Source organism: Novipirellula aureliae (assembly GCF_007860185.1).
Classification (GTDB): domain Bacteria; phylum Planctomycetota; class Planctomycetia; order Pirellulales; family Pirellulaceae; genus Novipirellula_A; species Novipirellula_A aureliae.
Window position 1 is genome coordinate 273006 of record NZ_SJPY01000002.1, and the last position, 23914, is coordinate 296919.

At 52.4% G+C, this 23914-nt stretch carries 15 protein-coding genes; 5 read left to right on the forward strand and 10 right to left on the reverse strand.

All coding sequences use genetic code 11. From position 1 onward, the window contains the following. Positions 1-153: 153 nt before the first annotated feature. Positions 154-894, forward strand: a complete 741-nt coding sequence (locus Q31b_RS06920) for a 3-keto-disaccharide hydrolase (protein ID WP_146598962.1) — start codon at positions 154-156, stop codon at positions 892-894. A gap of 123 nt (positions 895-1017) precedes the next feature. On the opposite strand, the gene Q31b_RS06925 is transcribed toward Q31b_RS06920, so the two are convergent. From Q31b_RS06925 to Q31b_RS06965, 10 genes are all read right to left on the reverse strand, one after another. Next, positions 1018-2142 (reverse strand): 6-phosphofructokinase, encoded by a 1125-nt coding sequence (locus tag Q31b_RS06925; RefSeq protein WP_146598963.1) that lies wholly within the window; start codon positions 2140-2142, stop codon positions 1018-1020. A gap of 260 nt (positions 2143-2402) precedes the next feature. Next, positions 2403-4307: a hypothetical protein gene (locus Q31b_RS06930; protein WP_146598964.1), complete on the reverse strand. Its 1905-nt coding sequence runs from the start codon at positions 4305-4307 to the stop codon at positions 2403-2405. A gap of 752 nt (positions 4308-5059) precedes the next feature. Beyond that, positions 5060-10297 carry a DNA repair ATPase gene (locus Q31b_RS06935; RefSeq protein ID WP_146598965.1) on the reverse strand — a complete coding sequence of 1746 codons (5238 nt, stop codon included), beginning with the start codon at positions 10295-10297 and terminating at the stop codon, positions 5060-5062. A gap of 6 nt (positions 10298-10303) precedes the next feature. Beyond that, entirely contained in the window at positions 10304-12343 is a 2040-nt protein-coding gene (locus Q31b_RS06940; protein WP_315860386.1) for a flotillin family protein, read from the reverse strand. Between the two features lie 86 nt (positions 12344-12429). Beyond that, positions 12430-13176, reverse strand: coding sequence for an OB-fold-containig protein (locus Q31b_RS06945; RefSeq protein WP_146598967.1), 747 nt, complete (start codon positions 13174-13176; stop codon positions 12430-12432). A gap of 182 nt (positions 13177-13358) precedes the next feature. Next, positions 13359-13481 carry a hypothetical protein gene (locus Q31b_RS29325; RefSeq protein WP_261343842.1) on the reverse strand — a complete coding sequence of 41 codons (123 nt, stop codon included), beginning with the start codon at positions 13479-13481 and terminating at the stop codon, positions 13359-13361. Further along, entirely contained in the window at positions 13478-14050 is a 573-nt protein-coding gene (locus Q31b_RS06950; RefSeq protein ID WP_231617367.1) for a peptide chain release factor family protein, read from the reverse strand. Before Q31b_RS06950 ends, Q31b_RS29325 begins: the two co-directional genes overlap by 4 nt. Next, positions 14043-16076, reverse strand: a complete 2034-nt coding sequence (locus Q31b_RS06955) for a site-2 protease family protein (protein WP_146598968.1) — start codon at positions 16074-16076, stop codon at positions 14043-14045. The genes Q31b_RS06950 and Q31b_RS06955 overlap by 8 nt, the downstream gene beginning before the upstream one ends. A 3-nt stretch (positions 16077-16079) precedes the next feature. Next, on the reverse strand, positions 16080-17057 hold the full coding sequence (locus Q31b_RS06960) for an HlyD family secretion protein (RefSeq protein WP_146598969.1): 978 nt from the start codon (positions 17055-17057) through the stop codon (positions 16080-16082). Between the two features lie 223 nt (positions 17058-17280). Then, complete coding sequence (locus tag Q31b_RS06965; protein WP_146598970.1) at positions 17281-19515, reverse strand: HlyD family efflux transporter periplasmic adaptor subunit; 2235 nt, start codon at positions 19513-19515, stop codon at positions 17281-17283. Between the two features lie 454 nt (positions 19516-19969). On the opposite strand from Q31b_RS06965, the gene Q31b_RS06970 reads away from it, so the two are divergent. Genes Q31b_RS06970 through Q31b_RS06985 form a run of 4 tightly spaced genes read left to right on the forward strand, consistent with a single transcriptional unit; the run spans position 19970 to position 23763 of the window. Further along, positions 19970-20842 (forward strand): ABC transporter permease, encoded by an 873-nt coding sequence (locus tag Q31b_RS06970; RefSeq protein WP_146598971.1) that lies wholly within the window; start codon positions 19970-19972, stop codon positions 20840-20842. A 13-nt stretch (positions 20843-20855) separates the two neighbouring features. Continuing rightward, positions 20856-21584, forward strand: a complete 729-nt coding sequence (locus tag Q31b_RS06975; RefSeq protein ID WP_146598972.1) for a hypothetical protein — start codon at positions 20856-20858, stop codon at positions 21582-21584. After that, positions 21581-22690 (forward strand): MlaD family protein, encoded by a 1110-nt coding sequence (locus Q31b_RS06980; RefSeq protein WP_146598973.1) that lies wholly within the window; start codon positions 21581-21583, stop codon positions 22688-22690. Before Q31b_RS06975 ends, Q31b_RS06980 begins: the two co-directional genes overlap by 4 nt. Then, entirely contained in the window at positions 22687-23763 is a 1077-nt protein-coding gene (locus Q31b_RS06985) for a tetratricopeptide repeat protein (protein ID WP_146598974.1), read from the forward strand. The genes Q31b_RS06980 and Q31b_RS06985 overlap by 4 nt, the downstream gene beginning before the upstream one ends. Positions 23764-23914: the final 151 nt, after the last annotated feature.

The following is a 23914-nucleotide window of genomic DNA, read 5'->3' on the forward strand; positions in this document are numbered from 1 at the left end:
GAAAACGAGAACTCCAGCCTAGGACCGCAACAAACCCCAGGCCGTCGCGTTAATAATGAACTTGGCTTGTTGATAATTCACATCTCAACAGTCATAATCTATTTTGCTTCCCCATACCCAATCCCCACGTTCTTCACCTTCGGAGTGTTAACCATGCTACGTCTTTCGCTTGCTATGCTGATTGGTTCATTTGTTACCCATTTAATCGCCGATGACGTATGGCAACCATCCGCTGCGGATTCGACCGAATGGAAATCTTTGTTCAATGGCGAAAACTTGGATGGCTGGGACGGTGACTCTCGACTTTGGTCGGTCGTCGATGGAGTCATCCATGGTGAAACAACCACCGAAAATCCAGCGAAAGGTAACACCTTCCTGATTTGGAAAGGTGGCAATGTCAATGACTTTGAAATGAGCCTTTCGTTCCGTTGCAATGCAGTGAACAATTCGGGGATCATGTATCGATCTGAACAGATCACGAATCAAAACCCATGGTCGATGAAAGGTTATCAACACGAAATTCGAAACGAAGAGATTTTCCCAAACGTATCGAGCTTTATCTACGAAGAGAAAGGCAAACGAGGCCGCATTTGTCTGGTCGGCGAAAAAGCGGTTTGGACGGCAGATGGAAAAAAGGTGCTCGACGATTCATTGATCAGCGAACCAGCCTTCAAGGAATTGATGAAGGTCGATGATTGGAATCATGTGACGATTATTGCCAAGGGAAACCGCATCCAACACTACCTGAACGGCAAATTGGTTGTCGACTTTACTGACGAACACCCTGAATTGGCTCGTTCGGAAGGCAAAGTCGGACTGCAACTTCACGCCGGAAAACCAATGTGGGCCGAGTTCAAAGACATACGCCTGCGTGAATTGAACAGCGAAGAGTAGTACTTTTTTAAAGTAGTGGATCTTGTTAAAGATCCTACGCACGGGATCTTTAACAAGATCCACTACCGCCAACCCTCGTTCTTATCCAGGCCGTCGTCCCAGGCTACTGCCCTGCCCTGCGGCCTACGGACGGCCGAGGCAAACGCCGGTGAGTTCGGCGGTTCGGACCCAGGGGTGATCCTCCGTCACCAGCTTTTTTTTGCCGGCGATATCCGCTAGCGGTAGCGCTTCGAATCCGTCACCGCGAGCTGCGACCATGACACCATAGGTCTGGTTGTGCAGCAGTTCTGCACAGGATGCACCGAGCCGAGTCGCCAGAATGCGGTCGGTAGCCGATGGCGTGCCGCCACGTTGCAAGTGACCGAGAATGGTCAAGCGTGATTCGATTCCTGTCAACTCTTCCAATTTCTTCGTTAACTTGAGCGTATTACCAACATGGTTTTCATGGAATTCGGCCAGTTCTTCTGACGCTTGCTTGCGTTCTTTCTTTGAATCGGCTTCTTTTTTCTGGCGAGCTAATTCTTCGATCTTTTCCGATTCGATCGCCGTCATTGCTCCTTCGGCAACGGCCACGATGCTGAATCGACGTCCGCGCCGAGCACGTTCTCTGATCGCGCCTGCGACCGATTCGATCGAGTAAGGGATTTCAGGGATCAGAATCGCATCGGCTCCACCCGCGATCCCAGCTCCAAGGGCCAACCATCCGGCGCGATGCCCCATTGTTTCGACCACGATGATGCGATGATGGCTCGTTGCGGTCGAATGCAATCGATCGATGGCTTCGGTGACAATTTCCAATGCGGTATCAAAACCGAACGAAACATCGGTACCAAAGATGTCGTTATCAATCGTCTTGGGGAGGGTGATCACATTGAGCCCCGCGTCGGCCATACGTAGCGCATTTTTCTGAGTACCGCCGCCCCCGATGCAAACGACGGCATCGAGCCCATGTTTACGGTAGGTATCGACGGCGGCCTGAGTCATATCCTCGGTTCGATCACCGATCGGCATTTTGTGCGGTTTATCGCGACTCGTTCCGAGTATGGTGCCTCCATCGGTCAGGATCCCAGCGAGTTGTTCCCCATCGATACGTAAAATCCGATCTTGGGTCAGCCCTCGAAAACCGTCGCGAAAACCGATGACGGCCATGTCAAATTCATCCATCGCCGCCTTGCCGACTCCTCGAATCGCTGCATTAAGGCCAGGACAATCACCGCCGCTCGTTAAAATTCCAATTGATCTTCTCACGTATTAGATTCCTGCTGTTGAAGAGTTAAAGTTCATGCGATTCGTTCATGCGATTCAAGGTTGAAGTGAATAGTTTACCACACGACAAGCTTCCTTCGAAATCACCGCAATTTTTGCCTCCTGGCGAATTCTGCGTTAAGCTCGGGGAATCCCCCCGAGCACAATTTTGACACGATCGGTCGATTGATACCGAGACGGGTATTGTTTGCGAGTCAGCGATGTGGGGATGCGGAACAAACCGTGGCCATCCCCAAAACCGCTCAGCGTCTGCGGCGTCCCTGCTTTGCTTTGCGTTTGATCATTGCTTTGCGTTTTCGGACCCATTCGGGTTGCACGCTGGCAAGATCAATTCCAGCAGCGAGGAGTGCCTTGTCCCAGTCGCCATAGAATTTTTCAGCCGTCAATATCAGAGCACTATCGCGAATATCATCGTCGCCATGCGAAACCGCTCGATGGTTGAGTGGTATCCCCTCCTTGTGCCGACGTTGTAACTCCGCGATGACTTCGTCGCGGCTTTCATAGGTGCGATAAGTACGCTTCTTCATCGCTTCGTAGTCTTGCTGCTTGTGAACCACCGAATCGTACTCGATTCCAGCGGCTTCGATCGCCGCTTGCCAACTGCCAAACAATTTACGAGCACTGTAGAGCAGTGGCTGATCGGTGGCATCGCCGTGGGTAAGGCCACGTACGTTAATCGGCTGGTCCTTCTTTTGCCGTTTGCGAATTTCGTCGACGACTTGCTTTTCCGTAACGTATTTCCGAATCGGTTCGAGGTTGAATTGATGGTAAGCTTTCGGATCTTGTCCCGACGCCCTGACGGCAGCCTGCCAGGTGCCAAAGAAACCGCTAGCCATACAATAAAGTTGCTTGTCGATCTCGTTTTGGCAAAGTTGCTCTCTTGCCAACGACCGACCGCCGCGGTTCCGTTTCTTCAGCTCAGCGGTCACTTTTGCAGTCGTTGAAAATGGGGTTTGACTGGCCTCGCGAATTTGTCGCGAATTGCCACCCGCCTTTTTGACGGCGTTTCGCCAACTGCCGAAGAGCTCGAACGCTTTCTTCCATAACCGCAAATCAGAGCGAGAACCGTAGTAGAGATCGAGAGGTGCTAGGCTATACTGATGATCCAATCGATAGCGGATCGCTTCAAGCACATCCTGTTCGGTTTCATAGTTCACACGTCGGACACGCAACTTTTGCGGAACCCGAGCGGCATCGAGACAGGCGGTCCAATTACCAAAAAAACGAGCTGCTGCGTCGGTTAGCTGCGTGCCATTCGGCCACAAACTTACTGCCGTATGAGACAAATCCGCCTTTTCTCGGCTCTTTCGCCGCACCTCCTTTAACACCGATTCCTTCGTCAGATAGTGATGACCTCCAAAAACGGCTTTGCCAAAATCAACCTTCGCTGCTTCTAACGCGGCGGTCCAGTTGCCGTAACGGCGCATCGCCCAAACAAATTGCCGCGGTCGCCGATGCCACGTGTCATACTCTCCGAGTAACGTGACTTGCGTGCAATCGACTCCTCGACTTTCACGGTCCTCAAGCCATTGCTTGAAATCGGCGAGCGTAAAGTCACTGTCTCGCGTGAACCCTCGATACTCCACAGGGTCAATATCGATTCGCCGCAGCACATCATCCCAGCTCATCGGATCGAGGAAGATTTTGAACACACCAACCAAGGAGCAATCGATCGTCGTCATCGTTTCATAGTCCATCCAAAAGCCCCGCATGGCATATTCGTTGATACGGTCCAATATGTATTCGGCGGTGTAAATGGGTTCCCAATGTGGAATGAACTCGGGATGAGGGGGGCGTTTTGAATTGCCTGTCAATTTTTCGCGTAAACGCTCGCTGACGAGTTCCGCATCGGGATACTCCTCGCGATAATCTTCGGTCGACATCTCGTGAGCCGACCGCAGATGTACCGTCAAATTCTGAAAACGACGGCCACAAACACGACACTCCGTCGTTTCACGCACATAAATGCGGATTTTATCATACGTCAAACCGGCATCCGCCAGGGCCGCTTTCCATCCCCAATACGGAGTTTCCGCATAGACAGCCGAAACCAATTCCGGATGGTCTCGTTTGACAGCAGAAAGGTTCAACGGTTCACATCGCCGATGTAGACGGCGAATGGTTTGGATTACTTGTTTACGGTTCATCAGAATGCTGGCAGAAAGTGATTGGCGATCGACAATTCATTTTACCAGAATCGACGCCTCACTGCGGCCTCCGCTAGCCAAGTGTTCGAGCCTGCCTATTGCTTTGTCACCGCTTGATTTTTAGGCTTGGCAAAAGTCTCGCCCCAGAAAACGGCGGCTAGAAGCCACAGCCACGAAAGAGGCTTCATTTTCGATCCGCTCACGTTTCCAATCTTGGCCTGTACAGCACATTGCCATGCAAAAAAGGTGTATTGAAATCCTTTAGGGAGAGTCGGACATGCCGGAAACGAAGCATGACGCACGATTGAATGTTCGAATCAACAGCGTATGGAAGAAAACCATAGAAGACGCCGCTGCTCAAACACTTCACATCGCTTAACTCGTTGGAATTCGAGCGGTAGAAGTTGACGCTATCGATAATGCGGCTCAACCATTCTATCTCATGTTTGGATTCGGAAAATCGCTCAAATTGAACTGGTTGACGCCGCGTAGTGGGGAGCTTGGCAAAATCATATAAACCCATCTTTTCACCGCTTATCCTCGAACCTTATCCGGGCTAGCTCGGATGATTCATGGGCTTGCAAATTGTTTTGCTAACGTCTACGCCTTCAAGCGTTTACGTTCTTTGCTCGAAAAACAGTCTGCGTATCATCCGGGCTAGCTGGTTTTAGGTTTGACCGTCAATATCGCCGACGATTTTGTTTTTCCGAAAGCTGGGGAGAAGCGGCGAAAGCCTGGACTCCAACGAGTGGTTATCGATCCGGTGGGGGGGTGCGTGGTTCGAACGATGCCTCGGCTTCGTCGTACTGTTGGAGCATTTTTTCGAGTTGTTTTTTCAGACCTTCTAGGTCGCGGCTGTTGTCTAAGGATTCATTCAATAGCGGACGAAGCCATTCTTGCATTAAATGAAATTGGCCTTTGACTAATTCGGCAATCTCTCGAGGCACGCGGTACTGGACCACCACCTTTTGCTCGGGCGGCGACAGTGCTTGCTGGGTGCTGATCTGTTCCAGATTCTTACTCGTTGCCGTTAACGTATCGGATAACTGTGATGCGGATGTCGATAGACTTTGCCGCAGCAGATCGAGCCGTGTGTCCATCCGCTCTTCCGCTCCTTCGCGGCCGATCGCGATGGCTTTGGAGATAACTTGCCGAATCGATTCGAGTCCATCTCGCATCGATGCTAATTGTCGCATCAACTGGCCCGCCTGATCTTCACTATCCATTCCCTGCATCCGTACACTTTCGACATAAGCGTACTTGATCGCATCCCAACGCTCTTTCTCTTCCGCCGTCAAAATCCCCATAATCTCTTTGAACTTTAAAACGTTCGCTTCGTTGTCGGTCGTCAGTGTTTGTGCATCCTGCTCGTACGTACTGACGATCAAGGTTTGCAACTCTCGCTCGTTCATCACGCCCGCCACCCGCTCGGCGATGCGGTTCATGTTTCGGTAACTACCCTGCAATTTGAACGCTGGCTCCGTTCGATAGGCATCCGCTTGCGCCGCACTTCGGATGTAGGCACGATTGACCTTCAACACGACGTCGCGAACCCGCAGCAGTTTACGGATAACTTCGAACATTTCGCGAACTTGATCGACCGATAGATTACTTTCAAGCTCAATCCCCTCGAGTGAATCTCGCCCTGCGGCGCGGATAATCGCTCTCGCATCCTCGGGCGGTGCGGTCGCCAACGGCGAGAGCGTACGATTGCTGGTCAAGCAATTCTCTAGATAGCTCATTTCGAATGCGTCAGCCGAATCGCCGATGATTTCACCGAGGTTATAGACATCGGCACGGTTGCTGAGCATATCGGGAACTTGGAATCGCTCACCACTTTCGGTATACGGATTACCCGCCATGACGACGGCGACACGGCGTCCTCGCAAATCGTACGTCCGCGTTTTCCCATTGCGCACCCCTTCGATCTTGCGAGTCGCATCGCAGAGCGAAATAAACTTTTGCAGTAACTCGGGATGGGTGTGTTGGATGTCATCCAAGTACAGCATCACGTTGTCACCCATTTCCAAAGCCAAGTTCAAACGCTCGACCTCTTCGCGGGCCGCCGCGTTGGGTGCTTCAGCTGGATCGAGTGACGTGACGCCATGACCGATCGCAGGTCCGTTGATCTTCATGAACACCACGCCGAGACGGTTTGCAATATACTCCATCAACGTGGTTTTCCCGTAACCAGGCGGTGAAATCAACAGTAGCAACCCCATGCGATCGGTCCGTTTGTCCGCGCCGGCGACTCCCATTTGTTTTGCCAAGTTATCGCCGATCAGCGGCAGATAGACTTCATCGAGCAGTTGGTTGCGTACGAAACTGGTTAGCACTCGCGGCTTGAACTCCTCTAACCGCATCGAGTCGCGTGCGTCGTCCACCAACCGACTTTTCGTTTCATGAAGCTTTCGATAGCGTGGAACAACGTCCGAGCGATAGTGTCGGACTCGGTCAAGAATTTCATGGTAGTTCAAACTCATCACGCCGCGAGTAATCCGCGAATGGCTACCCGCCATCGACTCCAGCTTCTTGGCAACCGCCGCCTTGACGACCTTCATCGAAGTAGGTCCTGCGTTATAGATTAGCCATGCCAATTCATCGAGATAGGAGGCCGCAGGGTCAAGATCATCGCTGTCACTGTGCTTACTTAAAAACGCATCGGCCCAATTGCGTGACAAGATGAATGCGGATGTAGGTGACGACTCGTTCGCTTTGATCGAAGCGGCAACCAGCTTTTCGCGAGTCTCTTCGGGAAGTGATTCAGCGAACGAGTGATGTAGATCGGCTGCTCGACTGCTGACGACTCCACGCCGTGGCGATTCGACGAATTGTTCGAACAAGTAGTCTGCCATCAGCTCGGGGGTAACGTTTTGCGAAAAGATTGGTTTCCACAACAATCCATCCGCTTCGGCAAGCTCGCTCAAACGGTGACGAAACTCCACGGCAGGTTTTGCCTCCGGAAATGCTTTTGCCAATTTCGCGAATCCCGCGATCCAATCGGTCATCGCTTTGCGTTGTTTCGAGTCGAGTAACTTATTAAACCACAGCAGCGACGCGGTGCGAACCGACGGAGAATGTCGGAGCAGCCCAATCGATCGGCTAAATTCTAGAAGCGACTTCAAGATCTGCATCGCGTCGAGATCGTGAACCCCTTTGGAATAACCTTCACGAAACCGGTCTTGCAATTGTGAATTCATCCAGGCGGGTGTGACCGCTTCCGAATCGGTAAACACAGACGACTCAAATAAATCGACGGCCAGAAATTCGCTCCGATAGACGTCTCCGTTTTCACTGATCAGCTCTTGGTCCCACAAGTCCTTTGCGTTCGAGAGGTCCTCGTTTTGCAGCGGTTCGAAAAACTGGGTGCCAGTCAGATGCAAACAAATCTCACCATCTCGCAGCACCGTTGTTAAATCGAGTGTTTGAGTGTTTACTGCGAAGCGGTGCCGTCCGAGGCGGATCACATCGCCACCGTCTTCGTAGAGGTCTTGTCGATCCTTTAGCTGCCGCGACGCGTCTTCTCGAATCGTCTTGAGGCGGCTTTCCAGGTCACCGACACGAACCGCATCCCCAAGTTCGCCTAGTTGGCGGATGATGTCGCGGACCTTTTCGACCATCAAATCGCCAGCGAAATAGGCAGCGATTTCTTCGCTCGACTCCATCGCTCGCGCACGTGAATCGATCCCCTTGATGATTCGACTGGCGGCCGATGCCAACGATTCAGCTCGGCGGTTTTGCTTTTCAATCAGCTGAACCTTACAAGACTCGAAGGCCGCATAAACCTCTTCACGTCGCTCAGCCAATTGGACGACGAATTGATCAAACTCGGCAAACCGGCCTTCCAACTCTTCTAGCTGGACCATGATTTTGGTCAGATACTCTTCGCATTTCGCTGGCGTATCCGAAACATCAAGATAACCAGCCGTGGTTTGCTGAAGCAACTTGAGCTGCGACGCGAATTCTGCTTTTCCTTCGACGCTTACCAGTTCGCTGACTCGTGCCTTGAGCGAACTGCGTACTCGATTGAGTGATGCGAAAACGGTCCCGATCGCGTCAATAATCTCCGTTCGTTTCGTGGCGTCATCAATGCGAAGATTACTGACCGTTTCGGTTAGTAGTTCCAACTGGGAAGCACTTTCGTCGATCGATTCGCCTAATTTTTTCGCTTCGGTAACCGACTCAACCGCCGTGACGTTTTCGCCCGCTTCCTCCACACGTGTTTGGTAGAGATCGAGCGAACCAGGGGTCAGTAGAAAATCGACACAACGTCGACTGATCCGCTCGGCTTTTTCAGCAGCATCCTTTTCCAGGCTATCGACAATCGCCTCGTCAACATAGCGAAGGTCTTTGAGAGCCAAGGCTGCGCCCCGTACATGCCGTAGTTTCGCTAGTGCGTCGACAAAATCATCGATCGAAGTGAATCGTCCCCGCTCGATCGTCTTCATCAAATCGGCGACGTCTTGCTGTACCTTCTTGGTTGCCGACTCCGTTTCGCGGCGAACGCGAACCACTTTTTCGAATTCGTCGACCGCTGCCGAAGCCGCATCGCGAATCTTACCGATCGGCTCAGCAAGATGCTCGGTTTCAGCCTTGTCGATCCAAAAATAGTTATCCAGAATACTGGCCGAATTCTTGACCAAATCGACGTAAAGTCCATCGTAGTTGTCATCCTTGTCGATCAGGTTCAATAGCTCGCTGCATTCGGCCATGCCGCGAACGATTTCCTTATTGCCGATTTTGTAGAGCATCGAGTCGGTTTGATTGTCCGACACAAAATCAGCGGTCGTAAACGGTGTCTGCCAAACTTGAATCGCATGATGCTTTTGCGGTTCATTGTTCGTCTTGAAGCAAACCATCTCTCCTGCTTCGAAAAACGTTTGTCCGTTGCAAATCATCGGTGTTTCCACCGTTTGGCGAATCAGGTTATAGGCGAGTTGGACGTAGGTTCCCGATTCTGGGTTGTAGAACAGGTACAAGAAATCCTCGCCGTTGCTTGATGCGATCGTGCGTTGGTATTGCATATCGCTCAGCCCGTGATCAAACCGCTTGCATTGGCCTGTTTGTAGGTAATAGCCGCCTGGGAAGATCAGTCCTTGATCGCTCGGCAGCATCACGCAGGCGTGTGCAATTTCATCCAGTCGAATGGCGCTTTGGATCTTTCCGTTGTAGACCAAATAGCGGGTCGTCGTCTCTTGATAGGGACGGACCTTCATCAGAATCAAATTGCCAACGATCGCATAGTGGATCTCAGCATCGTCAAGTTTTTGGTCGGCGTGGTCGACGGGTTCGGCGTAAATCCCTTCGCCCGAGTCCGTATTGTTTTCGATCTTGACCGTCAAATCGCCACCAACCGTTTCGATGAATACTCGGTCGTCGATCGAAATATGCGGATGTGTTCCGTAGTGATGTTGATCGCGAGTCGTCCGTTCCCAGCGAAACTCGTGCTGCGGCGGCACCTTCACTTCTTGTTCACTGCGGTTATCGATGTACTCGATCGAATCGGCTGTCATCCGCCATTTGAAACTCTTGATGTCTCGCGATGTTTTGCCGACGCGGAATACCATGTGTAACATCGGGCCGGCACGAAAGAAGCGGGCGAACTTCGTGTCTTTATAAAACCGATACAGCTCGTGGAAATCGTTTCGAAAACGCTTGTCCCCGATCAGATCGAGCGGTTGTTCGTGAAATCGATTCTCACTGAATTGATAAACGGAAAAGACATCCTGCAGTTCAATCTCGTTTTTCAATCCAAATTGGACGTTGTAGCCAAAGATAAATCGATCACCGATCGAAATCAGATCGCGAGGAATGCAATTGTGCTCCGTTGTCACCCGTTCGGTTGTGAGCAAACGTGTATCGATATTTCCAAAGACCGAGGCACGTTGCTCATTGAGCCTCTTCAATCGTCCGCGCAAATCGGTTGCCGCCTCGCGCAGACGATTGCGAAGGACCTCATAGGTGCCAGCCGCTAAAGGGGTATCCGGCATGTTGGACTACCCTTTCTTGCCATTTGACTTCGCCACTTTGGCCTCCAACATCGTACTGGCCTTCCGGTCGGCAATCGCAGCCGTTCCGGCCACGCCGAGCAAGCTAGTCAATTGGCTACGGACATCCTCGCTCTTAGCCATGCCCATCATCTTGGCAATCAGGGCGGCGATCGAGAGGTCTTTGACGCCGTCTGTATCCAGGTTAAAACTGGAAACCATCTCGTTCAGCTGGCCACGGAAATAGTCGGCATTTCCATCAAAGAAGGTGTCCTTGATATCGGTTGCCACTCGGCTGTTGTAAACGAAGCGGTCGATTGCCTTTCCACCTTTGACCGCAGAAGTGATTTGGTCGAAGAATTCGCCATCGCCACCAACGATATCGATTCTTGCCGCACGCAGTGCTTCACCAACGACACCCGCTTGGCTTTCGGCAATCCCGCGTTGAGCATCGATCGCCGCGATTTCGACGGCTTTTTCTTTGTCGAGTTTGAGTTTGAACTCTTCGTGTTCTTTGCCGACACCGTCGAGTTGTTTCATCGCTTCGGCCTTCTCGGTAATTCCGATTGCTTCGCTGCGATACTTCTCCAGGTCGACGTTCGCTTCGGCCAGCCCTTGTTTCTGGTTCGCCGCGGCGCGAGCTTCGATCCCCTTTGCTTCGGCCATCGCTTTCTTCTCTAAAATGCTTGCTTCGGCGGTCCCTTCCTTTTCCAAACTGACCGATTTGGCTTCTTGCACTTTCGCTTCGGCCAATCCAGCGGCAGCGGCCCTTGCAGCTTCCGCTTCGGCGAGCATTTTGGTAGCGGCCGTTTCTTTTTCCGCCGCGTCGCGTTTTGCTTCCGCTTCGATGCGGACTTTTTCGGCCAACAAGGTACTCGCATCCTTTTCGGATTGAGCTTGTTTGGTGACGCGAATCAGTTCCTCTTCCGCTCGCATCTCTGCTGCGGTCACTTGTACCTTCTTCAGCCGGTCGGCTGCCGCGTGTTCCTGCGTGTCTTTGATCCGTTCTTGTTCTTCGACGACCGCCCGTTCGACGGCGACTCGTTCGCGGATCACTTCTTGGATGTTACGTTTTTCGACCTCGATCGCCTTTTCTTTTTCGACTTCGGCAACGCCGACGACTCGTAGTCGTTCGGTCATTTCTAAGTCGCGATCGCGGTTGACTCGTTCTAATTCGACGGCGTCGGTCTTTTCCTTGTTTCGCTGTGCGACCAAGACTTGTCGAGCTTTGTTTTCTTCGGCAATCCCCAATTCCTCTTCGGTCGCAATCCGTGCTCGCTCAGCTTCGAGCCGTTGTTCTTCACGAACCTTTGCAGCGGACGCTTGTTCGCGTGACGTGATCTCGGCGATTTCTCGTGTTTGTTTCTCGACCGCTTCGACACGTTGGCGTTCGAGTTCGAGGATGGTTTCTTCCGCTTCGACGTCTTGCTTTTTAAGTATCTTCTCTTTATCGCGAGTGAATTGGTTTTCCTTGACCTTTTCGCCAGCCGTCAATTCGGTAATCTTCTTGATACCTTCAGCATCGAGAATGTTGTTCGGGCTGAGTTTTTCGATCGGCGTTTGTTCCAAGTAGTCGATCGCCGCATCATCCAATTGGTAACCGTTCAAATCGGTACCGATAACCTTCAAAATCTCTTCTTTGAACTTGTCTCGCTGGTCGTAAAGATCGACGAAGTCAAATTGTTTTCCGACCGTCTTGAGTGCTTCACTGAATTTTGCATCAAACAATTCGCGAAGCGTGTCGATCTCGCTACATCGTTTCGCGCCGATCGACTGGGCAACCTCTTTGATTTGTTCGTTCGAACTGTCGACGCGGATAAAGAAGGCGACCTTGATGTCCGCTCGGATGTTGTCTTTACAAATCAAGCCCTCACTGCCTTGCCGGGCGATCTCGAAGCTCTTCAGCGTCAAGTCCATGAACTCGTAGCGGTGCAACAGCGGGATGATGAATGCCCCATTATTCGTCGAGACATTCAAGCCGCCAGCACCCGATTTGACGATCGCACGGTCGGGCCCGACGATGACAAAACATTTCTTAAAGGTAATCATCGCCGCAAAGATCGCGACAACACCAATCACCACGACCACAATCCAAAATTGTGTCCAGCTTATCTCGGCAAGAAAAAACAGTGAGTTCACGATGATTGCTCCGAAGGTTGAAGAGAGACTTTGTAGATGCGTTTCCGTTTGTCAAATCCGATGATCCAAACCTCGGTCCCCTTGGGGATCGTCGGACCATCAGTACGAATGTTTAAAAGTAGTGGTGCGGCCTCGGCGCGAAACTTCGCTTGGCCGAATTCAGGGGTTGCTTCCGTGGTCGTCACCTCACACGTGGCACCCATTAAATGGTTCTCGTCGTATGCTGGACCTTTGGCAAATGTTCCGACAAGCGGCCCGGTGGCTAATTTCGTTCCCGCAACCGCAATCACGACGTTGCGAATGGAAAGCAGGACACTGGCCCCTACCGCCGGCTCATAGCGATTTGAATCGAAGCCATGCCACAACAGGAAAGACACCGACCAAAATATCGTTGCAAAGATGCCGCCCCAAACGATAACCGGAACGCGGCCAAAGTTGGTCCAGCGAGCTGAAACCGCTCCGATACCGTGCCAAAAATCCCATTCGACCACCGAATCAAGATCCAAACCAGGATCCAAACCAGGATCGAGATCGACCTCGGGGACATCAAACCCGAAATCCAACAAACCTATCATCGCCAATGCGGTGTAGGCGATCAACAAGCACACCAAGATCGATGCGGGCCAAATCGGACCGACGAACATGTTGTTGACCGGATCGGTAATCGAATCCGCGAAGTTCATGGATGCATTGACAAATGAATGGAAAACGAGCCCCGCCACGCAGAGGGGTGTACTCAGCATAATAGCAAGGCCTGCAGAGAACCAATCCAGGGCGCAAAAGCGGTATGGATTTTGAAGAATAGTGTGGGGGTCAGTGCGCGCAGGCTGATTCCATTAGTTTTTACGACGCCGAACCGCCCTAAGTTACTCCAACACGGCTAAAGAGATCGCTCGACGACCGGTAACAAAGGCAGCCGTTCGAATCAATCCTCGGCATCGATCGTTCCATCGAATAGCAAATCGAATAGCAAACGGTCCGCCGTCATCGTCGATGGCTGCGGAGGATTGGAAGGCCGATAGGGATTGATGGGCGAGTCCCGATTCACTTTAGCGGTTTCATGCCCTGATGATCGCGGAGGCGATTGAGCCATGCGAATGCGGCAGGGACCGAACGGACAAAGTTAACGAGTGATGTCGTGCTCGTCCCCCACTCTTTTGCCACGAAACGGGTCTGTCCGCCCGCAGTATACAAGTCGTTTAACAACAATGCTAAAACCGCGGGTTTGTCCTCGTTGTTATCATTCATTCGTTTCAGAATTTGACGATACCGATCGCGGAGACTAGCCTCGATCGGATCAGTCGGCGTATCCAATTTTGGCTGACTGCGAATTTCGATTGCCAGTCGGAAACGAAGCCGCTTTAACGCGATGCGACGATTGTCCGCTTGACTACGTCGCTCGGTCGCCTCGCCAACGATTTGCGAGGGACGGTGTATCAAAAACACGCCAGAGCTGGTTTTGTTTCGATGTTGCCCGCCTGGTCCGCTACGCCGCTGAGTTCTCAGTTCACACTGCTCAAGTAAATCCTTTGGCGATTGTACCGCCGGATGCACGCCAGCTATCGTGAGAACGTCCATTGGCAACGTCTTCTTCGGTTCGCTCGATTCGCTATCCACCACTCACAAACTCGCTTAGCATATTCACGAAATCGGCTGCCAAACTGCGTGAAGGCAATTTCACCACTCCAACGCAAGAACGCCCGATCGAATCGAGCAATGGTTCATGCGGAAGAGTTGGCAGCGGACATATCACTCGATAGACGGCATCGCGAGTGACGCTCGTTCGATCCTCGCTCATTTGGGAAACCGATTCGATTTTCGTATCGACCCATTCACGTTGACCGTAATCGATTCTCACTCGAATCGCGGTACCGCGCGTCACCCAGCGTTGGTCTTTGGCATCGAGCCAAAACATCGCTTGACGCTCTTCGTTCGTTGCGATTCGGCAAAACGGTTGGCGTGAATCATAGACCGTACCTGCGAAACTGGCCAACCATACGCTCTGATTCGGTTCGTCAACCGGTGTGGTTGCTTGAGGCGGTATGACGACTCCAGATACCGGCGAATGCACCTGAGTTTCTGCCAATCGTTTTTTCGCTTTGTCGAGTAACGCCCCGACGGACTCTTCGGCAGCTTGTAGTGTCTTCCACTGTTCGGCGACCTTGGGCCGATCGAGTGCATCGCGACGTGCCAGCTCGCCCCGCATATTCGCCAATCGCAATTCGCCCTCGAGTCGAGTAATCTCGATTCGCGACGTTTCATCGGTTAGTAGCGCCAATCGGTCTCCGGCGGCTACATGGTCACCGTATTCCGCTTTGATTTTTGAAATTTGGCTTGAGGGTGGTAAAAAGACGCTCGAGGAGTTTGCCGCATCAATGATTCCTGCTACTTCGCGATAACGCGGTAATGGTAGAAACAAAATCAACAATAGCAAAACGGCGGGGGTCGATACGATCGCAAAACGGCGCCACTTCGATACACCCATCCAACTCCCCTTTCCTTGCAAGACACTAATAGAAGCCTTTGTTTTTGCCGCCATCAACCGTACCGCTACGATACAAACCAAGCCGATTCCTAATACGCTCAAATGAAGCAAATTGGCGACATGAACGATCAACGCGGCAATAGCGAATAGAACGGTCGTTCGATAGATCGTCGATGCGATGTGATAGCTCGACAACCCAATCGCTATTTTATCTGAGCGGCGGATTTTCTGGTACTGTTTTCCCGCAATCCTCGCAATGATCGTCGACTCGAACGCTTCACGCGCTTCGCGACGCAAATTCGTACTACCGACGGCATCCAACAACACATAGTAACCGTCATATCGCATGAGCGGATTGGCATTGAACAGCACGGTGCTGATGCCACAAACCAAGATTAGATTCATCGCATACATTCGTGCCGCCGGATCATCCGCTAATACCCAAACCCAGGTTGCGGAAGCCGCAATAATCAATTCGACATAGATGCCAGCCAACATGACTGCCGCACGCCGCACCGGGTTCGCAATTCGCCAAACATCGGTCACGTCGCAATAGGGGCATGGAACGCCGCAAAACAGATAGACACCTACCGATTTACTCTCCGCACCCATCCGTCGACACATGACCGCATGCGCCAATTCGTGGAGGACTTTTGTGATCAAAAAAGTGATGCCGATCCCAAACGCATTTGCACTGCGAAGGTACACAGGCAACAAGCGAAGAGACGCGACCCACGCTTCCGATCGACTTACCAGTACCGCTATCGAAGCGACAATGATTGACATCCAAAATAGAATCGCGACCGGTGAGAAAAGGAATCCGCTAACCGGAGCGAGTCGTCTTGCGATGCCGTCAATACTGCCTAGCGGAATCTGAATCGCTAAAAAGTTAAACGGCTTGGATGGATTGGATGGAGACTCGAGTCGCTCGCAGGTCCAATCCGCCACTTTGGCTTGAGTCGACAAGGACGGGTCGACGCGGTCACCGTGAAGTTGTTGCCATGCGTGCTCGCTTATCCTGGAAAATTTCCCGCTAACGTCATCGATTACCATTCGATAAGCTCGGGCGTAGCCTTGAACGGATACGCTACGCAGATCCCTTCGAATGAGAACGGAGGGAACGGAGCGAATCTCGTTTGGTAAAATCGAATCGGCCATCGTTTATCGCCAATCGGTCATTCGAATTTTCGCCGACTTGATCGCCGCATCACTGGCGTCAATCCTCATACGAACACTTGTTCCTGGCACCAACATCCATTGTGTCATCGGCGAATCGGCGTTCCCATCGATTTGATTGATGACCTCCGCGTGTAATCGATACCGGCCACCCGGTAACCGCTGTGGATCGGAAGACAGAACGTTGCCCCGGAGCACTTTTTCGTTTCCATTGCTTGAATCGGTAAAGTGGACACTGACGGGCAATCCAGCACAATGTTTGGGCGACAATTGGTCTTCGCGAACGAGGGCATGAACATGCAATCGATCCATTTTGGCGACCGTCGCAATCGGCTGCCCCTTTTCGATCCATTCACCACTCGACCGAGCGATTTCGACGACGGTGCCCGCGAGGGGTGAGCTGATTCCAAGATTCTCGATTTGGTCGTCAAGCATGGCCAGATCCGCTTCGCGGAGTTGGACTTCGACAAACAATTCACGTCGACGTTTTTCGGCTTGGGCAACCTCAAGTTCGCCACGTTCGACCGCCAATCGCAAACGGCGAAGGTGGCTCATAGGAACCGCACCATTCACATCGTTATAAATCGAGCGGTTGGAGTCGAGCTCCGCCTTGGCTTCGGCGAGTGCCGTTTCGGCATACTTTTGTTCAACGTCGTCACCGGCAGCTTGGCGAGCATGCTCGAGACGCAATGACGAAGCACGGCGACGAATTTTAAGTGTTCGATCGTCAAGTCGTGCAAGTGTCTCATTTTCATTGACTCGCTGGTTAAGTTTCACTGCGATTTCGGCAATGCGACCCGACTCCAAACTCGGCACTTCAACCTCATCCGCAAAACGCACCACACAATCGGTTACTTCGACGATGCTGCTTTGGGCGCAGAGGATCGTTGGTGATGCGGCGAGCACGAGCGAAACGATCAAGCGAACTCGCAGAGCTTGTCTTGTTAGCAGCAGTCTGTTCATATTTGGATTTCTGGTTCAATTTGATCGTAGCTTAGGTTTCCAGCCTGGACTCCAATTTTTCCCAGGCTGGAAGCCTAGGCTACGTGAATCGGTTAATGCCTGAACGCCAATTTCCCCCAGGCTGGAAGCCTAGGCTACGTGAATCGGTTAATGCCTGGACTCCAATTTTCCCAGGCTGGAAGCCTAGGCTACGTGAATCGGTTATTGCCTGGACTCTAACGGTCTAAAAATACATCTTCAAGTTTGCTCGAATCATTTCGATGGCATCGTAAAACACCACGTTAACCAGTGGCAGATCCTCACATTGGAACATGACCCGAATTGGAGTCCCGTTCACGGAACCACGGTTTTGAAGCGAGCGGCATAGCTCCATCGACTTCTCGGATGATTCGATTTGCAGCACGACTGCTTTTGCATCGGTTCCGTCCTTGGTGTTGCGGATCACCGGACCGATCGATTGCATCGTCAATGGCAACGGTTGGTCTTTTGCATCGTTCATCGTTGCGACTGCGGACAGGACGCCTTTTTGGTTTGCATGATGGACGGGATCGATTCGGGACAGTGGCACACGCGCGTCAACGAACCATCGAGTCTCATTGCCAATAACTTCCAATAAAGCATCTCCGCGATTGACGGGTCGACCTTGTAAACGCTGCTCGATTTGCCACGCATCCACGACACCATCGTTTGTCGCTCGTATGACCAGCGATTGTTTCACTTCTTCGAGATCGGCTAATTGTTGATCAATGGTTTGCAGCTCTTCCGCCAACAAACTTCGCTCACTTTGCAATTGTTCGCTACGGTCGGTTCGGTTGGAAGCCGTATCGACGAGAGCGGTCATGAAAGCTGATTGCTTCTGAATCAGAATCGATCGCCGGCCGATCAACGCGGTCATTTGTTGCTCAAGCGTAGGATCGCTCATCGACAACAGTTTCTGACCGCTTGTAACCGATTCCCCATTTGCGACATGGATCGATTCGATGACGGCCGACCTTGGCGCAAAAACTCGTTGCACGTCTGCTGGCCGAAGTACCGCCGGTGCAGTCACTCGCATCGGAACGGGGTAGAGTGCTGCAACCGCCACAAGAGCCATGAAGAGGATGCCAACGACGGGGTTGAACCACTTCGCACGACGTCGCGAATGGATTTGGTTCGCCAATGCCCCGATCACGCGCCCCATGGGAATCGCTTCGAGCATTCGACGATGCCGAATCGCTAACCCCGTGTGCAATGCGATGCGGCAGAGCGGTTCGCTTAGCAAATCGTCGAGCGGTTCCGAACCGCTGCGGACGAATCCTACCAAGCAAACGGCATCGCATTCTTCTGAACTGGCAACGAAACGAACTTCTAAATCGGAAGATCCTCCCTCTTGTTCGTCCGGAAGCATAATACACGAGGTTGCGGGACAATAGTACTCGTTGGCGACCGCTTCGATCTGTTTCGCTGCACTGCCGTTCCGGTCGATCGTACCAACATGACTCACCGCAACCAATTTGCAATCGTTTGCTTCGACGTAGCACAATGCAACCCGGTCAAGGGGAAAAATCTTGGCGACCGAGTCGACCGCGAGCATTTCGATAGAACGGCTGTTGGTTTGGGCATGAAGCGAAGCAATGATCGCATCGACTTGGTCGTTTACACGTGCTTTGTGATCGAGACAGCGAAGTTGATCGTTGCGCAAAAACTCGCCAGCTAAATCTGCCATTTGAGCGACGAAACGCAGGTAGCCACGCTGGGTCGCGATCCCGCAATCGGGTTCAAGAAAGACTTCGAGGACATACGAAGGATGCGGCGAGATCGGATTGGACTCGATCGGTACGACCGCCGCAGCCACATGGGTTGGATTGGCTGGAAGAGCGGAATCGGTAGCCCCGGGAGTTGCCGGAACAACGACCGGCTGTCCCGAGGCAATCACTTCCGCAATCATTTGCAGGTGAGTGTTTGCCGATTCAGACGGAATCGTTTGGTCTGTCACCTTGCCAATCCGATGAGCAACCGAAAACGTCCATTCATCAGTAGATCCGTCTCTCCGAGACGGACAGCCCGGCACCGTGGTTTCGTCTCTCCGAGACGGACAGCCCGGCACCGTAGGTTCGTCTCTCCGAGACGGACAGCCCGGCACCGTAGGTTCGTCTCTCCGAGACGGACAGCCCGGCACCGTAGGAGCGTCTCTCCGAGACGGACACTCCCTCGTATCAACATTCCAAATCACAACGCCTTCTGCTGCCATAGCCACCAGAATACGGTTGGCTAGCATTCCTAGAAATTGGTGACGCGAGGCATGACTGCGAGCCGCCAGTGCCACTTCGCGAACAATGTCGGCGATTTCACGCCGCGTTTCTTGGACGAGTGGGTTATTTTCGCCCGTCGACCGCTGCGGATGCGGCGCAGCGTTACCACCTGGAGCAGGTCCAGAAGGAGAAAAGACGAACGGTTGGTCGTGAACATCCGCTTGCACGAATTGGTTGGCCTAAGCGAAACAGAAGAGAACAGGAAAACAACTCACGTTTTCCATAGCAAAACGGTCTGCTCACTCGCAACCCTCAAATACGCGGGAATTTAGGGACTCCCGGACGAACGCGACCACGGGGGCGTCTACAGAGAAATTTGCTCGAAGACGAGAAGAATGGTGGGTGAAAGCTGAATGTGCAGCCCTTGTTCGCTCATGAACGCGAATCGGCGGTTTGAGACCGGCTTGCCGCACATGCTCTGGCAATCTTCATTGACTAAGCTGGTAATCTGATGAAGCGTGCCGGTTATGCGGCGTGTTCCATCAAAGCGGGGTGCTAGCAATTCGGGTTTTGCTGATTTTGCTAGGTAGGAATCTCGGCTACGCCGATCATTTTAAGAGTAGCCGATTGGTAGGCACTTACGCTTTAGACACCTAGAATCTCGAAACGAATTTCGAAACCGTGGCAAACGCTCGCGAACGACCGACGCTATTTCGCTGGTTCTTTTTGATCGGTCCAGCGCGGACGAGTGAGTTTTTGGGTGAGCAATTCCTAAGCCGACTTGGCACGATCGTTTCGATCTTGGCAATGCTTTGGGCAACGGTTCGATTGGCGATTCGCCCCGCTTCCTGGACTCCCCCGATCCGCAGTATTTTTGCCCGTCAACTCTTGTTTAGCAGCGTTGACGGGGTCATCGTCGCGGTGCGGTTCGGAGCCGCGGTCGGTGTATTGATTATTGTCCAAGCTGCGCTTTGGGTCGACGCGTTCGGCGTCACGACGGACGCGATTGCCCCGATTCTATGGCGTGCAATCGTTCGCGAATTGGCACCATTACTAGCGTGTCTGGTTGTGATCGGGCGCAGCGGGATCGCGATTTCGACCGAACTGGCCACGATGCTCGTCAACCACGAAGTCGACGTCCTCGACGCACAGGGGATCGATCCGATGACAGCGTTAGTGATGCCGCGGATTCTCAGTATGGTGATCAGTGTCTTTTGTTTGGCAATCATCACTGCCACATCGATGATTGTGACGGGCTATGTGATTGGTTGGTCTGTGGGTGCGATCCATATCCCCTGGACCACCTTTCTCGATGGTATCTTTCGTGAATTCAATTCACTCGACTTGCTATTTTTCGTCTCCAAAACGATCATTGCTGGCGGCTTTGCTGGAGCCATTTGTTGCATCGATGGACTGAGTGTTGGCAGTAGTGTCACCGACGTTCCGCGGGTGTCGAGCCGGAGTGGAATCCGGGCGTTAACGGCCGTCTTTGTTGTCTCTGCCGTGTTGTCCATATTGATTTATGGACGCATCCTCGTATTCAAAGTATTGTAACGAGCCGCACAGCATGACAACCATCCAAACAACGATTCCAAACGAAAAGCCGATCGTACTGAGGTTATCGGATGTTTCTTTTCGTGCAAGTCGCGAAAGCGACATTCATTTCAATCGATTGACGATGACGGTACGTCAAGGCGACTTGGCAATGATCCATCTTGACCGCTCCCAAAAGGTCCGCGAAACGGTTTCCGTTTTAGAGGGATTGATTCAGCCCCATGAAGGCACGGTGCTATTCGAGCAAAACGATTGGCTTGGTGACGATTACGACCGCCATTTTAGAATGAGAAGTCGGATTGGCCGCGTCTTTGAGAATAATGCATGGATCCAAAATCTGAACATTGCCGAAAACGTCACACTGGCGCGGCGTCATCACCAAATGGAGCCGAAATCGATTGATACCGATCTGACCGTTTGGCGAACACGGTTCGACGTGGCAAACGTTCTGAATCAGCGTCCCGCCTTTGTTGAGCCATCGACACTACAAGTCTACCAGTGGATTCGTTCTCTGATATCAAAGCCTCGACTACTCTTGCTCGAACGCCCAATGCAATCGGTTTCACCATCCCGATTGACGGCACTTGTTAACGTATTGAATGAGGTTCGAATGGCGGGAACTGCCGTGGTCTGGTTCACGAGTAATCCGGAGGACGCAAGCGGCAAATTCGCTGATCCGCAGAGTCACTACACGCTAGCGGATGGAAAACTTGTGCAAACCGAAGGAGCATCGAGTCCATGAATGAACCTTTGCGTTTGCGATACACCAACCAAATCGTTGGCGTATTCTTGCTGATCTTGCTGCTATTCGTGATCGGTCTGTCCGTGCTACTGTTGCAGGCGACCGACTATTTCGTAGAGCAGGATTTGTACTGGATTGAAATCGCGCAAGAGGACGTCGACGATCTCTATAAGGGAGCGGATGTGATGATTCTCGGCGAACGAGCTGGTGCGGTCGACAGTATTCGCTACATCGACGGCAGCGACCGAATTCGGGTAAACCTAAGAATCGATCCGACGAAAAGCGCTGATATCTTTACCGATTCGGTCGTCTTGCTACAGCGGAGGTTTGGACTGGGAAACCCGATACTTGTCATCCGCCGCGCTCATCGCGATGGGGCTAGCGAAGCACAATCGCTACCTGCGGGAAGCCGACTAGAAAACTTTCATGGTGAGGACGACCGAATCGACCAAATGGCTCGCGAGGTCGCGACGGTCAGCGATTCGGTTAGAAAAATCCAACAAAAACTCGACCCCACATTGACAGGGATTGAACAGTCAGCGAAGCGTTTCACAAGCTCGCTTGACGATTCCGTGGATCCCGCTCTAGCCAGTACTCGTCGTGCATCCGATTCCGTTCGAGTAACGAGCGAAGCGGTTCGCCCAGAGGTGGTCGACACGATGCAAACGGTCCGCACGGCCACCGAAAATCTAGAATCACGCATCGAAACTCTAACGGGAAAAATTGAACAACTGGTCGAAAAGGATGTACGCCGAACGCTCGCCGATGTTCGTGAATCAACCGACGACATTAGCGAGGCCGCTAAAGGTGTCAACCAGAGCACTGAAACCGTTAGCGAAGATATCGCCGAGACGCTCGCCGCACTGCGAGTTGCCGCCGAACAGGTGCAACAGCTTGCTACCGAGACACGCGAAGTGGTACGAATGGTTCGAAAGGAAGCGAACGATCTACCGGGTACAACACAGCGAGTTAACGATACCGTCAGCGACACACAAGAATTGGTCGGCGAAGTTCGTAGCCACTGGCTGCTACGTCGATACCGAGATCAATCGACTGCGTCAGAGCAATTGTCACCATCGAGTGTGCGCGGAGGTTCCGCCAGATGAATGCAGCTACAAGGGTCCATGCCGTTGCCGTCTCGGTTGTATTGGCCATCTTGCTTGTGCAGTCGGGATGCCGCACCCCCTCGCTCTCACCGATCAAGGAGGTTGACAGCACACTCGTGCGACATTCAAAGTCAGCCAAGGAAGCCTATGCGGAAGGCGATATCGACGCTGCAATTCGCGAATACCGAAAAGCAATCCGGCGAGCCTGGGCGATCGACAATCCCTATGAATCGGGCACCGCTGCATACAATTTGGCCGCTTGCATGACCAGCCTCGACAAGAATGCAGAAGCAAAGGACTGGTTGGTCGATGCCAGGATTGAGTTGTGTCGTGCAGGAAGTTCGACAGGCAACACGTGGCTGCTCGAAGCTAAAATCGCCTTGCAAGAATGCCGCTTTGATGAGGCTCAGCAAATGCTGGATCGCGCTGCGTGTTGCACCCCGCCCTGTAGCCAAAATGGACACGATTCCTGTTGCCGTCCACACGATCCTTGTCAAGGATCTTGCGTGACACAAATTCCTTGCGTGGGGAAAAAGCTCAAACAAAAGAAACAAACCGAACAGTGTGAGGATGATTACCAGGCTCAAATCCATTTGGCACGCGCACGATTGGCTGCCGAGAAGTACGACATTCTCTGCGCCGAACAATCGTTCGAAAGTGCTTGCAAATTGGCGGCCGACGTTTGTAGTGAAGAACTACAAGCCGAACTGCAAAACGTCGCGGCGATGATCCATTTAGCGAAAGGCGAATATTTCCAAGCCGCATGCCATTTCGACAAAGAAGCCGAACATCTACGTTTGGCAGGCAATTTCCGAGAAGTACCGATCGCACTTGAATTTGCATCGGCGGCCTACGAACAGTCGGGGCGAATGGATTTGGCCACCACTCGGATGTGCCGGGTTGCCAGAATCTGGTTCGGTCGCGGAGAGACGAAGAAGTCATGGGACTACGTCCAAACCGCTTCCGAGTTGGCCGAGTTCTGCGAGTCGCAAACCGCCCGCATCCGACTGGCACTTTTAGTCAACGAAATTGAACGAGCACTCGCTGATGGAGAGGTGGTGGCTACTCGCTAATGCTTCGGCACAATTGGATGTTCGACTTGGCAATAGAGTGGCTGGGGCCTCTTGCCCCAGCAAGCTGCGTTTGGAAGCCACAGCGACGAAAGAAACTTACCCTCATTCCTCGTTGTGACAACGCACTAGAATCCGATTGTTTGGAACAATC